The organism is Pseudovibrio sp. WM33 (assembly GCF_001623165.1).
Taxonomy (GTDB): domain Bacteria; phylum Pseudomonadota; class Alphaproteobacteria; order Rhizobiales; family Stappiaceae; genus Pseudovibrio.
Genome location: NZ_LMCK01000002.1, coordinates 19077 through 37535, shown reverse-complemented (window position 1 = coordinate 37535; position 18459 = coordinate 19077). Strand labels below are relative to the sequence as shown.

The following is an 18459-nucleotide window of genomic DNA, read 5'->3' as shown; positions in this document are numbered from 1 at the left end:
GCACAGCAGTCCTTAACGCGCGCATACTCGGCTCAATCAGTGGTCCCGATTAACGGGACACAACCTTCACGTCAGTGGCTGCGACAGCAGCAACCTTCTTCTCATCAGCAATCAGTTTTGCGAGGAGTGTGTTTGCTTCGTCGACGTCCGACCGAGCAGCTTCGGCCCAGGCCTGATACTGTTCTTTGGTCACAACCTGTACGGCAATTGGCATGAAAGCATGACGTGTTCCGCATAGCTCGGAACATTGGCCGTAGAACATGCCGGTGTTATCAGCACGGAACCAGGTTTCATTGAGGCGGTATGGAACAGCGTCGATCTTGATACCGAAGGCAGGAACAGCAAATGAGTGGATCACGTCTGCTGCGGTTACCTGAACACGCACTGTGGTATTGACTGGGACAACAATGTTGTAGTCGGCAGCCAGTAGACGTGGTTCATTTGGCTTGAGAGCTTCGCGAGATTGATCATAGTTGTCTTTTGCTAATTCAGAAGCATCTTCAAGCATATAAGCATCGAATGAAACATCTTCCATGCCTTCATCTGCATACTCATAACCCCAATACCACTGGTAACCAGTTGCCTTGATGGTCATTTCGTATTCAGGGATATCAAGCTGTTTGAAGAGCAAACGGAAAGACGGAACTGAGATCATCACCAGAATGAGGATTGGAACAACTGTCCAAACGACCTCGATCATGGTGTTGTGTGAAGTGCGAGATGGCGTTGGGTTCGCCTTCTTGCGAAATCTGAATATCACGATGAGCAACAGAAGTGCTACGAACACTGTAATTGCTGAGATAATGATCAGCGTAAAATCGTTAAACCAGCGAATATCTTTCATCACTGTTGTCGCCGCAGGCTGCATACCCATCTGCCACGGCGTTGGCTGTGCTGCATTGACTGCACTAGCCATAAAACCCGTCAATCCGATTGCCATAGTTGCGGCAATGGTCGCCAGGTGATGCTTCAAGAGCTTCATCACGTCTTGCGCTCCCTGTCCCTCTTAATGCCGTCGAAACGACAATCCTCTTCTTGTCCACACATGTGAGGTGCCCACGTTGGCCCGTCCGACCAGTCCTCACACCTGCGTGAATGTCTGCGACATAATAACCCAATAAGGGTTTCTACGCGATTCCCCTAAGGTTATAGCGACTATAAGTCGCAGTATCATTTGACTTGAATCAATGAGTTGGACAAAAAACATAAGAAATCCGCAGATGCAATTGGATTTTGAATGATCTCCGCTGTTTTCACCTAGTTACTTTTCCCTATATAGATAATCGATCATTTCTATCCATGCGTCCAAATTCACTCACTAAATCGTCACTTTATCAGCAAAAAGGACCGTTACCTCGGCGTGAACAATGTGAGTCGGATCCCTCCTTCCTCGTCAGTTAAGTGGACAGCCAATAATGCCAGTTTGCGCTTTGACGTCAGGAGCGGTATTCCAATATTTTAGGGAAACACCCCACGCTGGCTGGCTGGGGAGACAGACACTGCACAGCCGGTGAACTGGAGGAAGGTTTTTTGAAGCAGTTTTTACGCACGCTGACTTTAACAGTTGCGATGACAGTGGCGGGCGCCGCAGGATTTTCCGGAGCAGGTCATGCTCAACAAGCGCTCGGCGAACTCAAAGGTGAGTTTGGTGATTGGCAGCAGCGTTGTGCCAAGTCCCCGGGGTCCAACGTTGAGCAGTGCGCTCTCATTCAAAGTGTGACAGATTCTGCACGTGATACTGTAGGCCTGACAGCGATTATTCTAAAGACGGCTGACCAACAGGCGACCGTTTTGCGCATTCTCGCTCCACTTGGCGTTTTGCTGCCGATGCAGCTTGGTCTGAACGTAGATGGTAAAGATGTGGGCCGGATGCCATTCATCCGCTGTTTGCCTGCGCCTAGCGGCTGCGTTTCTGAAGCGATGCTGGAGAAGGACCTGATCGACAAACTCACAACCGGTCAGACTGCAACCTTCATTATCTTTGAAACACCAGAAGAAGGTATCGGTATTCCGATTTCCCTGACTGGTCTGAAAGAAGCAATCGCGGCCCTGCCTTAAGCATGAGTGCTTCTCTTCGAATATGATCCAAAAGCCGGGACGATAAAAAGCGCCTCGGCTTTTGTCTTTTCAGTCGCGGGAAACGGTACTGCATAACTATCTAATCACCCGCGATCGGGCCAAATGTCTGCCTCACAGAACCCGAGTGCGGCAAAGTCATCCTTACGGGCCTTCTGCTCCATCTCATTACTGAGAAAGAACTCATCGAGCTGAGGTGGTGCGACTGAAGTTCCGCTCAACATGGCATGCACTTGCCCGCGATGGTGTGTCTGATGTTGGAAGAGATGCAGAAGAAGCCTGTCTGCTCGCTCATTCAAAGGCTTGTCATTTCTCAGCACATGTATTTTGGAGAGATCAGCGAGATCCATTGAACCTATGTGTGTAATCAATTTCTGATCTGAGTTTCTTTGAGCTTCGAAAAGAGATGGCAGTTGCTCAAAAGGGTACTCAGGATCAAATGCAGTAATCCCGAGCGGCGTTCCTTCCAGAGCGCTGACATAGAACCAATCCACAGTGACGATATGATTCAGTGTCATAAGGATTGAAGGGAAAAAACTTGTCCGTTTTGCAGCTAGCTCGTCTTCAGAGAGCTTCTTGCAACTGGAAAGTAGCCGATAATTCGCCCAAGCGTTGTTTTTGGCCTGCACTTGAAAATATTGAAGCACTGTCATTTCCGTCACTTAAAAATTTGAGATCAGTCTCTGCGGACTTCAAAGAGACCTCTTAGTTTTCCTAAAATGAGGCACGCAAAGCAAAGGGTTTTTGCACCTTAAATCCGGTGTGCTGTTTTCTATGGGAGCACATTCTGTTTGATTGCGGCAGCGTCAGCCTCCTGATGCAAACAGACCGGACCTTTGCAGGTGATCCGTGCCCATAGCAATGCATGTCTATATTGCGTTTGTTGTCACGACATTGATTATCATGTCGGTACCTGACGCCAGTAAAATGTTGATCCTTTCCAGATCCGCATCTGGAGGAACTTTTGCAGGTCTCTTTACACTCATCGGCGTCAAAGCAGCGGAAGCCATTCAGGTGGTGTTGGTTTCCTTTGGTCTTTCCTGGCTCATTGTCAGCTATCCTTATGTCTTTGAGGCCGTGACTGTTTTAGGGGCGGCTTACCTGATTTACCTCGGCCTTCGAAGATGGAGAGCCGCAAGCCGTAGGATTGCCGAACCCAGCAGTCAGGGCTCAGACTTTCTCACGGGTTTCATGATCAGCATTGCCAATCCGAAAACTCTCATTTTTCTAGCAGCTCTTTTCCCTCATTTCCTCAACCACGCGCATCCGGTAGATGCCCAGTTTGTCGTTCTCGGCACAACATTTCTATTAATTGCGACCTGTCTGGATCTGCCACTCGTACTTGGTGGCGGATTGGTTGAACGATTGTTCCGATCTCCACGAGTGGAAGACGTCCTGAAGCGGTTCAACAGTGGTGTCCTGCTCACTGCCGGGGTTTTCCTTATGGGATTGCTGGTTTTCAGATGAAACACGGAGCATGCATAAAACTCTTCGTGAAATCCCAAGAGTTTGATTGGGGAACTCATGCATGTTTGGGACCATACTCTACAATAGCTCGCACTCTGCTGCTTGCGTTCACCATTACAGATTTGGGTATCAAATCCAGATGATGAATATCAGTCTTTACCTTGGATTTATTGCAGCAACATTCGTTTTGCTGGCGATCCCCGGCCCTAACGTGATGATGATATTGGCCAAGTCCACTCGTGAAGGTACTTCAACAGGTTTGATTGTTATGGCTGGCATGACAATCGCGCAAGCTATTCAGATCCTTGCCGTTGTACTTGGCCTTTCCTGGGTGGTGCACACCTACCCTGACGCCTTCGAGATTATTCAGCTTGGGGGAGCAGCCTATCTGATCTTTCTGGGCATCTCCAGCTGGCTGCGAGCGGGGCGGCATGACAAGATAGAAAGCCGAGGCCGGAAGCATTTGAAAGTTGGCTTCTTTGTTGGTCTTTCAAACCCAAAATCACTGCTGTTCATGGCTGCTTTTTTCCGCAGTTCATTGATAAGGCATATCCGCCAGACCCACAGCTGGCGGTGATGGGTGTGACTTATCTTGTCATGGCGGTGCTCATTGATGGGTTAATTGCCGTGCTTGGCGGGTATTCCCGCAACTGGTTGTCAGCACCCACTGCAAAATTCAAGCTCGATCGGGTTTCTGGAGCTGTTCTGGTTTGTGCCGGATTGGTACTCGCCTTCTTGCATTGACCCTCAAATACTTGGGAGCGATGGCCTTCCCTCCTCCTTTATTGAATAGTAAGCCTTGAAAGTGCACGGATTGTTCGCCACAACAGAGCAAATCCATTATTTCGGAGTTTTACCCATGAGCGATAAACCGATTGATCTTCTCCAGACTTCTGGACTGGACGAGGAAACAGCGCGCCAGATTACTGCTGCAGCGCTGAAAGGCGCCGACGATGGGGAACTTTATCTGGAGTACAGCCAGAACGAGGGACTTGTGTTCGACAACGGACGCCTGAAGTCCTCCACCTTCAGCACTGGCCAGGGATTTGGCCTGCGCGCTGTTGTGGGTGAGGCTTCTGGTTATGCCCATTCCGACGACATTTCTGAGGCTGCTTTGAAACGCGCAGCTGATGCAGTGGCTTCTGTACAAAGCGGCCATTCCGGTACCTATGCAGCGCCGCCAGCTCGCACCAATCAGAAGCTCTACACAGATGAAAACCCGATTGGCAGCCCGAGCTTTGCTGAAAAAGTGCAGCTGCTGCAGGAAATTGACGCCTATGCACGCGCAAAAGATCCGCGTGTGCAGCAGGTAACTGTGTCTCTTGCTGGCAGCTGGAAAACAGTCGACATCCTGCGTGCTGACGGTCACCGTATTCGTGATGTACGCCCACTGGTGCGCCTCAACGTTTCCATTGTGGCTGGTGACGGCGACAAGCAGGAGACCGGCTCTTTTGGCTCTGGTGGCCGCGAAGGGTTTGGTGAGTTTGTTGCTGAGACCAGCTGGCAGCATGCCGTTGAAGAAGCTCTACGTCAGGCTCTGGTCAATCTGGAAGCGATCCCTGCTCCTGCAGGAACGTTTGACGTGGTGCTAGGTAATGGCTGGCCGGGCATTTTGCTGCATGAAGCCGTGGGGCATGGCCTTGAGGGTGACTTCAACCGCAAGAAAACATCTGCGTTTGCAGGCTTGATGGGACAGCAGGTTGCCGCAAAAGGTGTGACCATTGTTGATGACGGCACAATTTCCAAACGTCGCGGCTCTCTCTCTGTTGATGATGAAGGTACGCCGACTGGCCGGACCACACTCATCGAGGATGGTGTTCTTGTTGGATACATGCAGGACCGTCAGAACGCACGCCTGATGGGTGTTGAGCCAACTGGTAATGGCCGCCGCGAGTCCTTCTCACATCAACCTTTGCCGCGCATGACCAATACGATCATGGAGGCTGGCAATGATGACCCGCAGGAGATCATCGAGAGCCTTGAAGACGGCATTTATGCTGTATCCTTCGGTGGTGGTCAGGTGGATATCACTTCTGGCAAGTTCGTCTTCTCCTGCACGGAAGCTTATCGTGTTCAAAACGGCAAGATTGGCGCTCCAGTGAAAGGTGCAATGCTGATTGGTAATGGTCCAGATGCGCTCAAACGCGTGTCCATGATCGGCAACGACATGAAGCTGGATCCGGGTATCGGAACCTGCGGTAAGGCCGGCCAAGGCGTGCCGGTTGGTGTTGGACAACCTACCATGCGCATCAATGAAATGACGATTGGTGGCACGGCAACCTGATTGGTTCAGACAGGTGCTATGAGTTTGAAAGGGGCAGAGATGCCCCTTTTTCTTTGTGGTGATGCTTCTAATCCCGCAGAGGGATTATAGGCACCTTGCCCGCACGGATGCGGTTGGTTCTCCAGTTCATCACGTGACGAATACCGTTCTCATAAAGCACCTTCATCACTGGCGAAAACGCCTGCATGTGCTCGGCGTAGAAATCGTCTGGGCTCGTATATGTACCAAAGTCATTGTTGATGCCTGTTTTCTGGATGTAGGTGTCCTGCCCTACCCAATTGACTTGTGGCGCGCTGAGGCAGTTGGTGCCAACGCCATAACCACATAGAGATTGTCTGCTTGGTACGAACTTCTGCTGCAAGGCGAAGAGAAACACATCATCCAAAATGAAGCCTTCCAGATTGATCCAGCGGTCCTCCAGATAGATCTCAACCCACGAGTGGAGAATGTTATCCGGGGCGATCTTATAGACCAACTCCGGCACCACACCACGCTGTAGCTCTTTATGGATAGTGAAGCCGTGCAGACGGCAGGGAATTCCAACGGCTCGCATCAGTGCCATGAGGAGAGTGCCTTTGGTGTTGCACTGCCCTATTCCATCAGCCAGCACCTGACTTGCTGGAATATTGTCTGCTTTGTTGTAGCCAAACAGGATTTCATCGCGAACGAAGTCGTAGACTGTTCCAGCGCGATCAAAGAGAGGGAGGTCCTTCCATTTGCGCTGATCGACAAGCTTCCGGATTGCTGGCGCTCTAAAGTTGAGTAGTGGGGTTTCCTTGAGCAGGATGTCTGGTTGCGTGTTGGGTTTGTCTAGCATTTTGCGCCTCCAATCGAGAATGAATCGACTGTAAAGGCTCTAGTCACTGTAGGTTCAAGCACCAAATTGCACCTTGTTTCACTACAACCTGAGAGCTCAAACTGGCACTTCGTTAAGGGTCCTGAAGATTTACCTCAGCTTGTCTGCAATCCGTTCAAACCGAATTTACGCTGGGTCTGTAGCTTCTTGCAAAAATAATGATGAGCCGCACCCTTTCATGATCACACTCCACCAACTGGATTTTGTGACAGACATCATGCTGTTTCTAAGCATGGCGATTCTGGTGGTGCCGTTTGCCAAGTTGATCCGGGTCGGAACCATCGTCGGCTATCTGATTGCGGGTGTTATCTTAGGGCCTTGGGGAATTGGACAGTATCTCGGCAGTCCGTTTAGTGCCCCTGATGAATTACGGCCCATAGGCGAGCTTGGCGTGGTCATGCTGCTGTTTCTGATCGGGCTGGAGCTGAAGCCTGGGCGCTTATGGTCTCTGCGTAAGGAGATTTTTGGCTCAGGGTCTGCTCAGGTGAGTCTTTCTGCGCTTCTTATTGGACTTGTTATCTATTTCTCGGGACTAACCTGGCAAAAATCCCTCATTATAGGTCTTTCGCTCGCCCTTTCCTCAACAGCTCTTTCCCTGCGCATTTTACAAGATCGCGGTGATCGCACAACACCTATGGGGCAGACCTCTATCGCAATCTTGCTGTTTCAGGACATGATGATTGTTCCCATTCTGGCATTGATGGCGATTGTTGCACCTGTTTCCATCGATACAGGGCAAAGGCCGGGCTGGGAAACGGCGCTGATTATGGCCTCTACCGTCCTACTGTTGGTTGCTGTTGGCCGCTATTTGCTTACGCCATTGTTTCGGCTGTTTGCCCGTATTGGGGCCAGAGAGATGATGACAGCCTCTGCGCTACTTACCGTGCTCGGCGCAGCTGCGCTGATGAAGGCGGTGGGCCTTTCCAGTGCATTGGGTGCGTTTATTGCGGGTGTGATGCTGGCAGAAAGCTCTTTCCGGCATGAGCTTGAGGCTGATCTGGAGCCTTTTCGTGGGTTGTTGCTCGGATTCTTCTTCATCACGGTTGGTATGTCCATCGATCTAAACTTTGTCTATCAGAACTGGGTGATGGTGCTGGCCTGCAGTTTTGGTTTGATGGTCGTGAAGTGTCTGAGCATTTTTTCTATCACCCGCTTGTCCGGCCACACACCAGAAAACAGTTTGCAGATCGGTGGATTGCTGGCTCAAGCTGGAGAGTTTGGGTTTGTCATCTTCTCAGCATCTGTTGCCGTTGATTTGCTGAACCCGCATCAGAGCAGCCTGCTCTCCGCAATCATCTCTTTTACCATGGCACTTACTCTGCTGAGTGTTCGGCTCTCGCAATGGTTTGGCGTAAAGCTCAGACCGGAGCCCGTAAAGCCGGATATACCCAATACAACGGGAGATCGCACCGATGTTCTGGTGATCGGGTTTGGGCGCTTTGGCCAGCTTGCTTCTCAGATGTTGATTGCGCAGGGCTCAACTGTGACCGTTCTGGATACAGACGCACAGCATATCCGGGAGGCCTCTCGGTTTGGCTACCGTATCTACTACGGAGATGGGCGACGCTTGAATGTATTGCGGGCAGCAGGGGCGGAAAATGCCAGTGTGATTGCGGTTTGTACGGAACGGGCCGAGACAACGAGCCAGATTGTGCGCATGACGAAAACACAGTTCCCGCTCGCCAAAATCTTCGCCCGCGCGCATGACCGTCGTCACGCTATTCAACTTGTGACAGCGGGCGCAGACTATCAGCTGCGTGAGACCCTGGAGTCGGCCTTACAGTTCGGGAGGGAAATACTGGAAGAGTTGGGAGAGGATGAGGACCGCACCTATGAAATTCTTGCGGATGTGCGGCGCAGAGATGCTGAGCTTTTGGCGCTGCAGCAGGTGGGTGGGCTGTATGCGGGTTACAAGAAATTCAAACTGCCCGATGTGCCAGTGAAACCTTTGATCAAACCGAAATCAGAATCAACTGCCCTGAACGAACCTGCACGCCGCCTTGCGGAAGCTGAAAAGAAGGTCGAGAAGGAACAATCAGAGAATTCTGAAAAAACTTCACCACACAAGCCATCTTCAGACTAGCTTTATACGGAAAACTACATTTTCTCTTAGATACAATTAAGGTATTCCCCTCAAAATCGACTGAAATCAGAAAAGTCTGTTTTAGTAGTTTGAATTCCGCTTTTTAGGATGCCAATGGCAGAAGCTCACGTCCCTCCGTTCTTTATCGAAACCATTGTGGTTCTTTCCGCTGCAGTTATCGCTGTGCCCATCACCAAACGGCTTGGCCTTGGTGCTGTGGTCGGCTTCCTCGCAGCTGGGATGGCGATTGGCCCCTATGGCATCGGCTTCTTCAATGAGCCTGAGCGCATATTGGGCTTCGCTGAGCTTGGGGTCGTTCTGCTGTTGTTTGTGATCGGCTTGGAACTGGAACCTGCCCGATTATGGACCATGCGGCGAGACATTTTCGGGCTTGGGACGGCACAGGTTGCTATCTCAGGTTTAATACTGACCTTAGGCGCTATGGTGTTTGGCCTGTCCTGGCAGGTTGCCCTGATCGCCGGGCTTGGTCTTGCCTTGTCATCCACAGCCTTTGCCTTGCAAATGCTGCAGGAGCGTGGACACCTGAGCACCAAGTATGGCCAACGAGCCTTCGGCATCTTGCTGCTGCAGGACATGGCTATTGTACCTCTGCTTGCCATGGTCAGTATTCTGGCCCCTGCTGAAGCGGATGTGGAAGAAGCTTCCATTGCTATGCAGGTGGTCACAGTTGTCGCCGCTGTTGGCTTTGTAATCTTTGCGGGCCGCTTCCTGCTTTCTCCCCTCTTCCAGCTTTTGACGGCTTCTGGCGCTCGTGAGTTGATGATTGCCGCAGCACTGCTGGTTGCTCTGGGCAGTGCTGGTTTGATGAGCCTTGTTGGCCTCTCCATGGCATTGGGTGCTTTTCTTTCTGGTGTGATGCTGGCGGAATCCAGCTATCGGCATACGCTGGAAGCGGATATTGAGCCTTTCCGTACCATGCTCATGGGTCTGTTCTTCATGACTGTGGGGATGGCGCTGGAACTTGATTTGATCGTCGCAAACTGGCAGCGTGTCGTTTCTGCGGTCGTGTTGCTCATGCTCACCAAGGGTATTCTGCTCTGGGGCCTATCTCGATTGTTTGGCTCTTCCAACTCTGATGCTCTGCGCGTGGCAGTTACTCTACCACAAGGCGGGGAGTTTGCCTTTGTGCTGTTTTCAACGGCAACTGCTGCGGCAATCTTGCCAGAGGAATCTGCGAATATCCTCAGCGCTATTGTTATTTTGACCATGCTGCTCACACCGCTGGGTGCGGTAGGTCTGGATTTTGTTGCGGAGCGGATGAAGAAGCATGGCGACACAACCAATAAAATCGAGACCTTTGAGGATGCTTGTCCAAGCGTACTGATCGTTGGATTTGGGCGTTTTGGTATGATGGTTGCGCAGATGCTGACTTCTGAAGGGATTTCCGTCACAGCTCTCGACAACAAGCCGGACCGGATCAACTATGCTCGCCAATATGGCTATAGGGTTTATTATGGTGATGCGACGCGGCCAGACGTGCTCAAGGCAGCTGGTGGTGAGAATGCGACCCTGATTGCTCTCTGCATTGAGGATGACCGCGTCATGAAGCAGGCAATTTTGCAGATCAGATCCGCGTTCCCCAATGCAGCCCTTTATTGCCGTGCCACGGACCGAGCTCATGCGCTTGATCTCACCCGTCTGGGCGTTGACTATCAGATCCGTGAGACTTTTGAGTCCAGTCTGACCTTTGGTCGAAAAGCGCTTGAATTTCTTGGGTTGCCGGCAGACCGTATTGACGAAGTCGAAGATGATGTTCGCAAACGGGACGATGAACGCCTGACACTTCAGCTTGCCGGTGGTGATCTTGCTGGCTCTGACAAGTTGCATCAACGCACGCCACGCGACGACGGCAAATCAGAAAAACCTGACTGATTAAATCAAGTTATCAGAGCCCTGCTCTTGACGCTGGTTGATTTGAAGCACATTTATTGCGGGGGCGTGGTGCGCTCTCATTTCAACATTTCGTGATCTGCGGCACTGCTTTCTCGCAGAGACCACATTAATCCCTATGGTTCGATATGGCTGGTGAATACTCAATCGGAGATCTTGCGAAGAAGGCTGGCGTAAAGGTCCAGACCATTCGTTTTTACGAGCAAAAAAAGCTGCTTCCAGAACCTCCGCGCACTGAGGGCGGCCAGCGCCGTTATGGCGAAGACCACCTGAACCGACTTTCTTTCATCCGTCATGGCCGTGATCTCGGTTTCTCTTTGGAGATGATCGAGAGTCTTATGCTGCTTAAAGAACACCCGGAGGATGACTGCGAGGGCGCAGACGAGATTGCATGGGCTCACCTGACTGAGGTGGAAGACAAAATTATTCGTCTCCAAAGCCTACAAACCGAGCTGAAGAAGATGCTGAAACACTGTTCCAGCGGAAAGATACATGATTGCAGGGTCATTGAGGCCCTCTCTTGCGATTGCTATCAGCATCGCCAAAAGTGAGTTTTTATGTCCAGACCAACTTCATCCGGCACACGGGATGCAAAGTTCACCTATGGCTCGACTATGCGCCATGTTCTGGTGATGACATCCACCGGCTCAGTCGGATTGATTGCTATTTTTCTCGTTGATTTTGCAAACCTTTTTTACATTGCACAGCTGGGCATTGAAGAACTTGCGGCAGCAATTGGTTACGCTGGAACCATTATGTTCTTCAACTCTGCCATTGGCATCGGGCTTTCCATTGCCGCCAGTGCTTCTGTTGCGCGCCGTATCGGCCAAGGTGATGTTAAAGGCGCGTACCGCCTTGTGAGCATGTCGCTTATAATATCCACCCTAATATCACTTGCTGTCGTGGCTGGCAGTCTGGCGTTTCTGGATGATCTGGCGATGTTGCTCGGAGCGTCTGGACGTACGCTCGATTTCACACTGCTCTTCCTTTACATCGTCGTCCCATCCATGCCGTTCCTCGTTGGTGCCATGGTGCTTTCTGCCCTGCTGAGATCAGTTGGCGATGCGCGTGGCGCGATGTTCGTGACCTTATCAAGCGGCTTTGTGACGGCCATTCTCGATCCAATCCTCATCTTCGGATTCGATCTGGGTATTACTGGCGCAGCAATCGCTTCTGTTGTTTCTCGCCTGGTGATGGTTGGTGTTGGCCTTTACATCCTGATCATCAAGCACAACATGCTCGGCAAGCCTGAGATTTCGAAGACTTTCAGCGATACGGTCGATCTGTTCAAAGTGGCAACACCAGCAATGTTGACCAACATCGCAACACCAGCAGGCAATGCCTGGATTATTGCGGAAATGGCTCAGTTTGGCGATGGAGCAGTTGCAGGCTTCGCGATTGTTGGCCGAATTATTCCTGTTGCTTTCGGCGCGCTGTTCGCTCTTTCCGGTGCAGTTGGTCCTATTATTGGTCAGAATTTTGGGGCCATGGAATTCGACCGGCTTAGCAAGGTTGTGAAGGATTCTCTTTTACTGATCGTGATTTACACGCTGTCAGCCTGGGGTTTGCTGTTTATGTTACAGGAGCCACTGGTGCAGTTCTTCAATGCTGAAGGTGATAGCGCCTCGCTGGTCTTCTTCTTCTGCACATTTGCAGCAGCCGGTTTTTTATTTAATGCCGCTCTGTTTGTCACCAATGCAGTCTTTAACAATCTGGGCTTCCCAATCTACTCCATGCTGTTCAACTGGGGCAGAGCGACTCTTGGGACTATCCCGTTCACCATTGCTGGCGCTTACTTCTATCAGGCAAACGGTGTTCTGGCAGGACAAGCCATTGGCGGCGTTGTTTTCGCCTTTCTGGCCCAATATGTTTGCTGGCGAACGATCGACAAGATCCGCAAGGAGAAACTGGCAGCTGCTTAATTGCTGCCAGATTGATTTGCATAAGATGCTTGTTCTTACCGCTGGCCTTTTTAAGGTTTGAGCGGTAAGAAAGGAAAAACGCAACAACTCTGGATGCTGAAATAATGAACCGTTTTGAACAGCCACGCGTTCCAACAGAAGCACGTATCCAATACTTAGATGGTGATTATCAGGTGAAAGCACCAGGTAACTTTGTAAAGTGTGCAATCACTGGCAAAACGATCATGCTTGAAGAACTCAAGTACTGGAGTGTATCTCGCCAGGAAGCGTACATTGATGCGGATGCAGCCCTTAAAGCCTATGAGAGCAACGGCTTACAGGCCTAAGACTTTCCGCAGTCCAGCACAGGTTTCAGGCACTCAATGAGGGCGTCTGGATCAGCGATTTTCATCTCCACTTCCAGCACACTTGCCACGTTTGCAAGCCGCGCGATAGATGGCTCTTCACGGCCATCCAAACGCACGTAATCCTTTGTGGTCGTGATTGGCAGCAAGTCCTGCGCTTCAGCTTCACGCAGTATGAGGCGTGCGTCCTCTTTCGTGAAGTAGTGATGATCCGGGAAGGACATGGTCTCAATGACCTCTGCTCCGGCCTCCCGCAGGCTGGCATACAGCTTTTCAGGTCGACCAATTCCAGCAAATGCAAGCACGCGTTCCCCATCCAAGGCATCCGCAGATACAGGACGGATTGCGGCGTGCATCAAATCGATTCCAGCTTGCTGTGCCGCCATCTGCTGATCAATACTCGCATCGCCCTCACCCACAACCATCAGCAAACCGACCCGTTGCAGCTGTTTCGTGAACGGCATTCTCAATGGACCAGCCGGAATACATCTGGCATTGCCGATCCCAGTCTTCGCATCCAACAGAACGATGGAGAAGTCCTTATGTAAAGACGGGTTCTGGAATCCATCATCCATAATGATGACAGAAATATCCTGCTCTTCCAGAATCTTGGCACCAGCTGTACGATCAGCAGAGATCACAGTTGGGCCGCGGCGTGCCAGTAACAACGCTTCATCGCCGACTTCTGCGGCAGCATATTTTGACGGCTCTACAAGCAGCGGTCCTTTAATCGAACCACCGTAGCCACGCAGAAGAAAGCCGGGTTTGTGGCCAGCCTCTTTCAACAGAGCATTCAACGCCAGTGCGAATGGTGTTTTACCGGTACCGCCTGCTGTGAAGTTGCCAATACAGATGACAGGCTGACGGGCTTTGTATCTAGGATTGTACCTGAAACGACGTGTCGCCATGTAGCTGTAGAGCGCACCCAAAGGGCCCAAGAGTTTGGCTTGCCAGGTTCCGTTTTTTGTCCACCAAAAGTCAGGAGCGTTCATCGTCTACTCCTTCCCTGCTACTGGTTGCTTCACAGGCAGATACTGCTGCAGCTCAAGCTGGGTCGCTGCCAGAGCACCCCGTCCAGATTCGACCAGCGCTTTTGCTGTGTCAGCACGCTTTTGAACATCCGCAGGGTTGTGAAGCAGGTTTTCGATCTGATCGGCCAACTCACTGGTGTTGTGAACCAGAAGAACGCCTTCTTCCTTTGAGAAGTGGCGATAGATCCATGCGAAATTCTGAGTGTGCACACCAGATAGGATTGCGCAGCCTACTTGAGCCGGTTCAAGCAGGTTATGCCCACCGATTGGCCTCAGGGAACCGCCCATAAACACGATTGGCGCAACACGGTAGAACAAGCCAAGCTCGCCGAGCGTGTCAGCAATATAAATATCGGTCGCATTAGTAATGGCTTCGCCCCGAGAGCGCTGAGTGCATACAAGGCCCATCTGCTCCAGCTCGTCGCGAATTTCCTGTGCCCGGACCGGGTGTCTTGGAACGATAATCGTCATCAAGCGATCAAACTTGTGCTTGAGCTCTTGATGAGCCTTGGCGATTTCAACTTCTTCCTCTGGGTGCGTGCTGGCTGCAAGCCATCGTGGGCGACCTTCGAGCTGATCTTTAAAGTCAGCGAGTTCTACCGGGTCACACTCAGGGATATTGCCGTCAAACTTGATATTGCCCGTAGGCCTGACGCGGATTGCACCCAATTGCTTGAACCGGGCTGCATCGTCATCTGACTGGGCGAGCACGCAATCAACGGTTCCAAAGACTGAATGGGCAAAGGAGGGAACACGGTTCCAATTTGAAAAGGAGCCTTCTGACATGCGTCCGTTGACGATGATCAGAGGGATCTGACGCTTTTCAAGCTCGTGGAATGTTGCGGGCCAGATTTCTGATTCAACTGTGATTGCCAGACAAGGTGACCAGTGGTTCAGAAATCTCTTGATATTGCCGCGCGTATCATAAGGAACAAATTGATGGATCACGCCCTCTGGCGCGGAGGCTTCTACCACCTGTGCAGATGTCAGCGTCGCTGTTGTCAGCAAAACTTTAGAGCCACCGTCAACGACCTGCTTGGCAAGCGGCAGGACGGCGTTGGCCTCTCCAACACTTGCTGCATGGATCCAGATCAGGTTTCCAGATGGCCGCTCTTTGGAAGCGACACCAAACCGTTCCCCTTTGCGGTTCTGATCTTCTTTGCCCTGGCGGGCGCGCAACTTGTACAAGCCAACAAGGAGCGGCGCGGCCAGACGGCCAAGACCTTGATAGACTCTGAAGATCACTGAACTCATGGGACCCAGTTCTGCCAGTGTTTGTTATTTGCCTGATTTGGCGATTGCGTAAGCTTTGTCAGTTATTTCGTTCATGCTGTTTTCCAGACGCTGACGAATTTCCTCGACCTGTTCATCGCTTGCATCAGCCGGCACAGGAATAGGTTTACCAAAGCATAACCCAATATGGCTGAACGGCAAATTGATGGATGCCTTATCCCAAGTATCAAGGTCATAATGACGGCTGGTTGCCATTGCTACGGGCAGGATTGGCCGACCGGAGTGCTTGGCCAGCTGTACGATGCCTTTGCCTGCCTTACGCGCAGGACCTTTGGGCACGTCTGCCGTCATGGAGACTGTGGCGCCTGCTTTGAGTACGCGCACAGCTTCAATAAAGCCGCGCATGCCTCCACGTTTCTTAATTTGGTTAGAGCGCTGCGCACCAGCGGCCCGGATCGTACCGAGCCCCAGTTTTGATGCGCAAACCGCTTGCATCTCGCCGTCAGCACTGCGGGAAATCATAACCCTAATATCCCAATGCTTCGGACAAGCAAAGGGCAACATGAAATGCTGACCGTGCCACATGGACGCGATGAATGGTGCACCCTCCTCATGTTCCTCATAAACCTCTGGAGGATCAATGGTGAGTTTACTGCTCTTGTAGACAAAGAGCAGATAATACGCCATGGCAGTGCCCGCTAGCTTCATGACAAGCGGGTGTTTGCCTAGTTTTTTCAACATTTCACAGGCCCATTTGAGTTCGGGCAGAATTCCCGGGAGGCGCAGTACTTACTTGGTTTCTGCGCCCGGATCAAGCAGACGGTGCATGTGTACAATAAAGTAACGCATCAATGCGTTATCAACGGTACCTTGCGCCTTTGCTTTCCACGCGACGTGTGCCTCAGCATAGTTCGGGTAGATGCCTACAATATCCAGATCCTTAAGATCTTTAAAGCGAACATTGCTGATATCTTCTAATTCACCACCAAACACGAGGTGAAGTAGCTGTTGGTTTTCTTCTTGAGCACTCATAGTGTTCGCTCACCTTCTTCACAGAGAGTCCGACCGGAAACCGATAAGGATTAATCCTCTACGGATATTCCCTGAAGCCTTTTAAACAATTTGGCAGAAGATGCTACTAGTCCGGGGTGATTTGTTCTAGTTTTATTGTAGTAGAGGGTCGATCCAGACAAGTCTACTAACTGGCCGCCAGCTTCACTGATGATTAAATCCGCTGCGGCAAGGTCCCAATCGCGGGCTCTTGCACGCGCCAGACCTGCATCCAATTTCCCACAGGCAACCAGTGCAAAACGGTAGGCAAGTGAGCCCAGATACGGACTGAACCGAATCTGCTCACTCTTTACACCTTCTTTTTCAAGGAAACTGACTGGGCCTGCGATGTAGGCGCCGGTGACGGACGGGCGGTCTGAAACCGCAATCTTTTCCTGATTGAGATAGCTGCCTCCTCCCTCTACGGAGGTGTAAAGCTCATCACGCACCGGGCAAAAAATTACGCCAGCTGTAGGGCGACCATTTTTGACCACTGCCAGCGACAAGCACCACTCATCGCGCCCATTCAAAAACGCACGTGTTCCATCAATAGGGTCGATGATAAAAACTGTCTCATAGTCTTTACGGACGAGATCGTCTTCCGTTTCTTCCGAAAGCCAACCGTAGTCGGGGCGAGCTTCACGCAGTTTGGAGGCCAGAAACTGATCGACTTCGATGTCAGCGACAGACACCGGCGAGTCACCTTCTTTGGTCCAGTTTTTTGGTGAGTTCCCAAAATAAGAAAGGGCGATCTTGCCGCCCTCCAGGGCTGCTGAAACCAGCAGCTCCAAATCTTCCTGCAGACTATGTTTGTTAGCTTCCGGCAATCGTCAGTCCTTCGATAACCACTGTTGGCGTGGCCACTGCATATCGTTCGTCCAGGTCAGATGCCGGTGTCAGGTTCAGGAACATGTCCTTGAGGTTCCCTGCAATGGTGATTTCGCTCACTGGATAGGCGATTTCGCCATTTTCCACCCAGTAGCCAGAGGCTCCTCGGGAGTAGTCACCTGTTACACCGTTTGCACCGTGACCAATCAAATCCGTTACCAGCAAACCTTCGCCGATATCTCTTAAGATTTCTTCCGGTGTTTTCTCACCCGCCTGAAGCGTCAGGTTGGTTGCGCTTGGGGAGGTGGAGGACCCAGACCGGCGTGCTCGGCCATTTGAGGTCAGGCCAAGCTCACGCGCTGCGTATCCGTCAAGGAACCAATGACCCAGAATACCGTCCTCGATCATATTAAGGTATTCAGCTCCAGTGCCTTCTGCATCAAATGGAGCAGTCCCGCCACCGCGCGCCTTAAACGGATCATCGGAGATGGTGATGCCTTTACCGAAGACCTGTTGCCCCATTTTATCTTTCAGGAAGCTGGTTCCACGGGCGATGGCAGCTCCGTTGATCGCGCCTGCAAAGTGACCAAGCAGGGAGCGCGCTGTGCGTGGTTCATAAACCACCGGTGCTTTACGGGTTTCCAGCTGGCGTGGATTGAGGCGGCGCACGGTGCGCTCTGCTGCAATCCGGCCCACTTCTTCCGCAGACATCAGATCATCCCAATAGGTGCGGGAATCGAATTCGTAATCACGCTCCATGCCAGTGCCTTCGCCAGCAATGGCTGTCATGGAAAAGCCTGAGCGGGAACGCTGATATGCTCCAACAAAACCGTGGCTTGTCGCCAGCACAATGCCAGAAAGCCCCCAGCTTGCGCCAGCACCGCCTGATTTGGAGACGCCCTCAACTGCGAGAGCCGCAGCTTCAGCATCAAGTGCTGTTCTGGTCAGTTCCTCTGCATTCACCTCACGCGGATCTATCAGGTCCAGCTGAGGGATGTCTTTCAGGAGACGCTCAGGTTCAGCAAGGCCTGCGTATGGATCTTCCGGTGTGACCTTCGCCATTTCAACGGCACGGGCTGCAAGCTCAGCAGGATCGTCACTTGCATTGGAAGAAATGCTGGCAACCTGCTTGCCGACAAATACGCGGAGTGTAACGTCGTTGCCTTCTGCGCGGTCGGTGTTTTCAACCTTGCCTTCGCGCACGGAAACAGACAGTGACATGCCCGTAACTGCGATTGCGTCTGCTGCATCGGCGCCGGCTGCTTTTGCAGCTTCCACCAAGCTCACTGCCTGCTCTTCAAGCTTTGAATTGGCAATTGCGTCAGACATTCGCATGGACCTCCTGTTATCTTGCTCTTCGTGTTTAGGGCGTGC

The 18459-nt window shown here is 51.6% G+C and carries 19 protein-coding genes; 10 read left to right on the top strand and 9 right to left on the bottom strand.

Features of this window, described 5'->3' with window-relative positions; translation table 11 throughout:
• Nucleotides 1-49: 49 nt before the first annotated feature.
• Nucleotides 50-982, bottom strand: coding sequence for a cytochrome c oxidase subunit II (gene coxB / locus PsWM33_RS00285; RefSeq protein ID WP_063295499.1), 933 nt, complete (start codon nucleotides 980-982; stop codon nucleotides 50-52).
• A 548-nt stretch (nucleotides 983-1530) separates the two neighbouring features.
• Between coxB and PsWM33_RS00280 the strand changes: the two genes are divergently transcribed.
• A complete protein-coding gene (locus PsWM33_RS00280; RefSeq protein WP_082826817.1) occupies nucleotides 1531-2058 on the top strand; it encodes an invasion associated locus B family protein in 528 nt (175 codons plus the stop codon).
• A gap of 104 nt (nucleotides 2059-2162) precedes the next feature.
• Here the strand turns inward: PsWM33_RS00280 and PsWM33_RS00275 are convergent, their stop codons facing one another.
• Entirely contained in the window at nucleotides 2163-2729 is a 567-nt protein-coding gene (locus tag PsWM33_RS00275) for a DinB family protein (RefSeq protein WP_063298806.1), read from the bottom strand.
• A gap of 196 nt (nucleotides 2730-2925) precedes the next feature.
• Here PsWM33_RS00275 and PsWM33_RS00270 point away from each other — a divergent pair, with 196 nt between their 5' ends.
• The 4 genes from PsWM33_RS00270 to tldD all read left to right on the top strand — a co-directional run bounded on the left by PsWM33_RS00270 (nucleotide 2926) and on the right by tldD (nucleotide 5827).
• Complete coding sequence (locus PsWM33_RS00270) at nucleotides 2926-3543, top strand: LysE family translocator (protein WP_208991740.1); 618 nt, start codon at nucleotides 2926-2928, stop codon at nucleotides 3541-3543.
• Between the two features lie 139 nt (nucleotides 3544-3682).
• A complete protein-coding gene (locus PsWM33_RS00265; RefSeq protein WP_208994318.1) occupies nucleotides 3683-4120 on the top strand; it encodes a LysE family translocator in 438 nt (145 codons plus the stop codon).
• 5 nt (nucleotides 4121-4125) lie between these two features.
• Nucleotides 4126-4287 (top strand): hypothetical protein, encoded by a 162-nt coding sequence (locus tag PsWM33_RS27805; RefSeq protein ID WP_208994317.1) that lies wholly within the window; start codon nucleotides 4126-4128, stop codon nucleotides 4285-4287.
• Between the two features lie 115 nt (nucleotides 4288-4402).
• Nucleotides 4403-5827, top strand: coding sequence for a metalloprotease TldD (gene tldD, locus PsWM33_RS00260; protein WP_063298805.1), 1425 nt, complete (start codon nucleotides 4403-4405; stop codon nucleotides 5825-5827).
• A 67-nt stretch (nucleotides 5828-5894) separates the two neighbouring features.
• Here the strand turns inward: tldD and PsWM33_RS00255 are convergent, their stop codons facing one another.
• Nucleotides 5895-6644 carry a transglutaminase-like domain-containing protein gene (locus PsWM33_RS00255; protein ID WP_063295496.1) on the bottom strand — a complete coding sequence of 250 codons (750 nt, stop codon included), beginning with the start codon at nucleotides 6642-6644 and terminating at the stop codon, nucleotides 5895-5897.
• Nucleotides 6645-6861: 217 nt separating this feature from the next.
• Between PsWM33_RS00255 and PsWM33_RS00250 the strand changes: the two genes are divergently transcribed.
• The 5 genes from PsWM33_RS00250 (at nucleotide 6862) to PsWM33_RS00230 (ending at nucleotide 12925) form a co-directional block, all read left to right on the top strand.
• Nucleotides 6862-8766 (top strand): monovalent cation:proton antiporter-2 (CPA2) family protein, encoded by a 1905-nt coding sequence (locus PsWM33_RS00250; protein WP_063298863.1) that lies wholly within the window; start codon nucleotides 6862-6864, stop codon nucleotides 8764-8766.
• A gap of 114 nt (nucleotides 8767-8880) precedes the next feature.
• Entirely contained in the window at nucleotides 8881-10659 is a 1779-nt protein-coding gene (locus PsWM33_RS00245) for a monovalent cation:proton antiporter-2 (CPA2) family protein (protein WP_063298862.1), read from the top strand.
• Nucleotides 10660-10805: 146 nt separating this feature from the next.
• A complete protein-coding gene (locus PsWM33_RS00240; RefSeq protein WP_063298804.1) occupies nucleotides 10806-11228 on the top strand; it encodes a MerR family transcriptional regulator in 423 nt (140 codons plus the stop codon).
• A gap of 6 nt (nucleotides 11229-11234) precedes the next feature.
• Nucleotides 11235-12599: an MATE family efflux transporter gene (locus tag PsWM33_RS00235; RefSeq protein ID WP_063298803.1), complete on the top strand. Its 1365-nt coding sequence runs from the start codon at nucleotides 11235-11237 to the stop codon at nucleotides 12597-12599.
• A 104-nt stretch (nucleotides 12600-12703) separates the two neighbouring features.
• A complete protein-coding gene (locus PsWM33_RS00230) occupies nucleotides 12704-12925 on the top strand; it encodes a DUF2093 domain-containing protein (RefSeq protein ID WP_093517470.1) in 222 nt (73 codons plus the stop codon).
• Here PsWM33_RS00230 and lpxK read toward each other — a convergent pair.
• From lpxK to PsWM33_RS00200, 6 genes are read right to left on the bottom strand one after another with little or no spacing between them, the layout of a single operon-like run.
• Entirely contained in the window at nucleotides 12922-13935 is a 1014-nt protein-coding gene (gene lpxK / locus PsWM33_RS00225; RefSeq protein WP_063298802.1) for a tetraacyldisaccharide 4'-kinase, read from the bottom strand. The genes PsWM33_RS00230 and lpxK overlap by 4 nt on opposite strands.
• Before the next feature lie 3 nt (nucleotides 13936-13938).
• Entirely contained in the window at nucleotides 13939-15228 is a 1290-nt protein-coding gene (locus PsWM33_RS00220) for a 3-deoxy-D-manno-octulosonic acid transferase (protein ID WP_063298801.1), read from the bottom strand.
• Between the two features lie 24 nt (nucleotides 15229-15252).
• Nucleotides 15253-15948 (bottom strand): lysophospholipid acyltransferase family protein, encoded by a 696-nt coding sequence (locus tag PsWM33_RS00215; RefSeq protein ID WP_063287193.1) that lies wholly within the window; start codon nucleotides 15946-15948, stop codon nucleotides 15253-15255.
• 48 nt (nucleotides 15949-15996) lie between these two features.
• Nucleotides 15997-16239: a DUF4170 domain-containing protein gene (locus tag PsWM33_RS00210; protein WP_057462263.1), complete on the bottom strand. Its 243-nt coding sequence runs from the start codon at nucleotides 16237-16239 to the stop codon at nucleotides 15997-15999.
• A 50-nt stretch (nucleotides 16240-16289) separates the two neighbouring features.
• Nucleotides 16290-17084 carry a 3'(2'),5'-bisphosphate nucleotidase CysQ gene (locus tag PsWM33_RS00205; RefSeq protein ID WP_063298800.1) on the bottom strand — a complete coding sequence of 265 codons (795 nt, stop codon included), beginning with the start codon at nucleotides 17082-17084 and terminating at the stop codon, nucleotides 16290-16292.
• Nucleotides 17071-18414 carry a TldD/PmbA family protein gene (locus tag PsWM33_RS00200; RefSeq protein WP_063298799.1) on the bottom strand — a complete coding sequence of 448 codons (1344 nt, stop codon included), beginning with the start codon at nucleotides 18412-18414 and terminating at the stop codon, nucleotides 17071-17073. The genes PsWM33_RS00205 and PsWM33_RS00200 overlap by 14 nt, the downstream gene beginning before the upstream one ends.
• Nucleotides 18415-18459: the final 45 nt, after the last annotated feature.

Bases quoted from the DNA above. Each gene is read 5' to 3' on its own strand.
- tldD (WP_063298805.1), top strand. From the start codon at position 4,403: ATGAGCGATAAACCGATTGATCTTCTCCAGACTTCTGGACTGGACGAG.
- PsWM33_RS00250 (WP_063298863.1), top strand. From the start codon at position 6,862: ATGATCACACTCCACCAACTGGATTTTGTGACAGACATCATGCTGTTT.
- PsWM33_RS00235 (WP_063298803.1), top strand. From the start codon at position 11,235: ATGTCCAGACCAACTTCATCCGGCACACGGGATGCAAAGTTCACCTAT.
- PsWM33_RS00255 (WP_063295496.1), bottom strand. From the start codon at position 6,644: ATGCTAGACAAACCCAACACGCAACCAGACATCCTGCTCAAGGAAACC.
- coxB (WP_063295499.1), bottom strand. From the start codon at position 982: ATGAAGCTCTTGAAGCATCACCTGGCGACCATTGCCGCAACTATGGCA.
- lpxK (WP_063298802.1), bottom strand. From the start codon at position 13,935: ATGAACGCTCCTGACTTTTGGTGGACAAAAAACGGAACCTGGCAAGCC.
- PsWM33_RS00215 (WP_063287193.1), bottom strand. From the start codon at position 15,948: ATGTTGAAAAAACTAGGCAAACACCCGCTTGTCATGAAGCTAGCGGGC.
- PsWM33_RS00275 (WP_063298806.1), bottom strand. From the start codon at position 2,729: ATGACAGTGCTTCAATATTTTCAAGTGCAGGCCAAAAACAACGCTTGG.
- PsWM33_RS00240 (WP_063298804.1), top strand. From the start codon at position 10,806: ATGGCTGGTGAATACTCAATCGGAGATCTTGCGAAGAAGGCTGGCGTA.
- PsWM33_RS00265 (WP_208994318.1), top strand. From the start codon at position 3,683: ATGATGAATATCAGTCTTTACCTTGGATTTATTGCAGCAACATTCGTT.
- PsWM33_RS00245 (WP_063298862.1), top strand. From the start codon at position 8,881: ATGGCAGAAGCTCACGTCCCTCCGTTCTTTATCGAAACCATTGTGGTT.
- PsWM33_RS00210 (WP_057462263.1), bottom strand. From the start codon at position 16,239: ATGAGTGCTCAAGAAGAAAACCAACAGCTACTTCACCTCGTGTTTGGT.
- PsWM33_RS00230 (WP_093517470.1), top strand. From the start codon at position 12,704: ATGAACCGTTTTGAACAGCCACGCGTTCCAACAGAAGCACGTATCCAA.
- PsWM33_RS00220 (WP_063298801.1), bottom strand. From the start codon at position 15,228: ATGAGTTCAGTGATCTTCAGAGTCTATCAAGGTCTTGGCCGTCTGGCC.
- PsWM33_RS00200 (WP_063298799.1), bottom strand. From the start codon at position 18,414: ATGTCTGACGCAATTGCCAATTCAAAGCTTGAAGAGCAGGCAGTGAGC.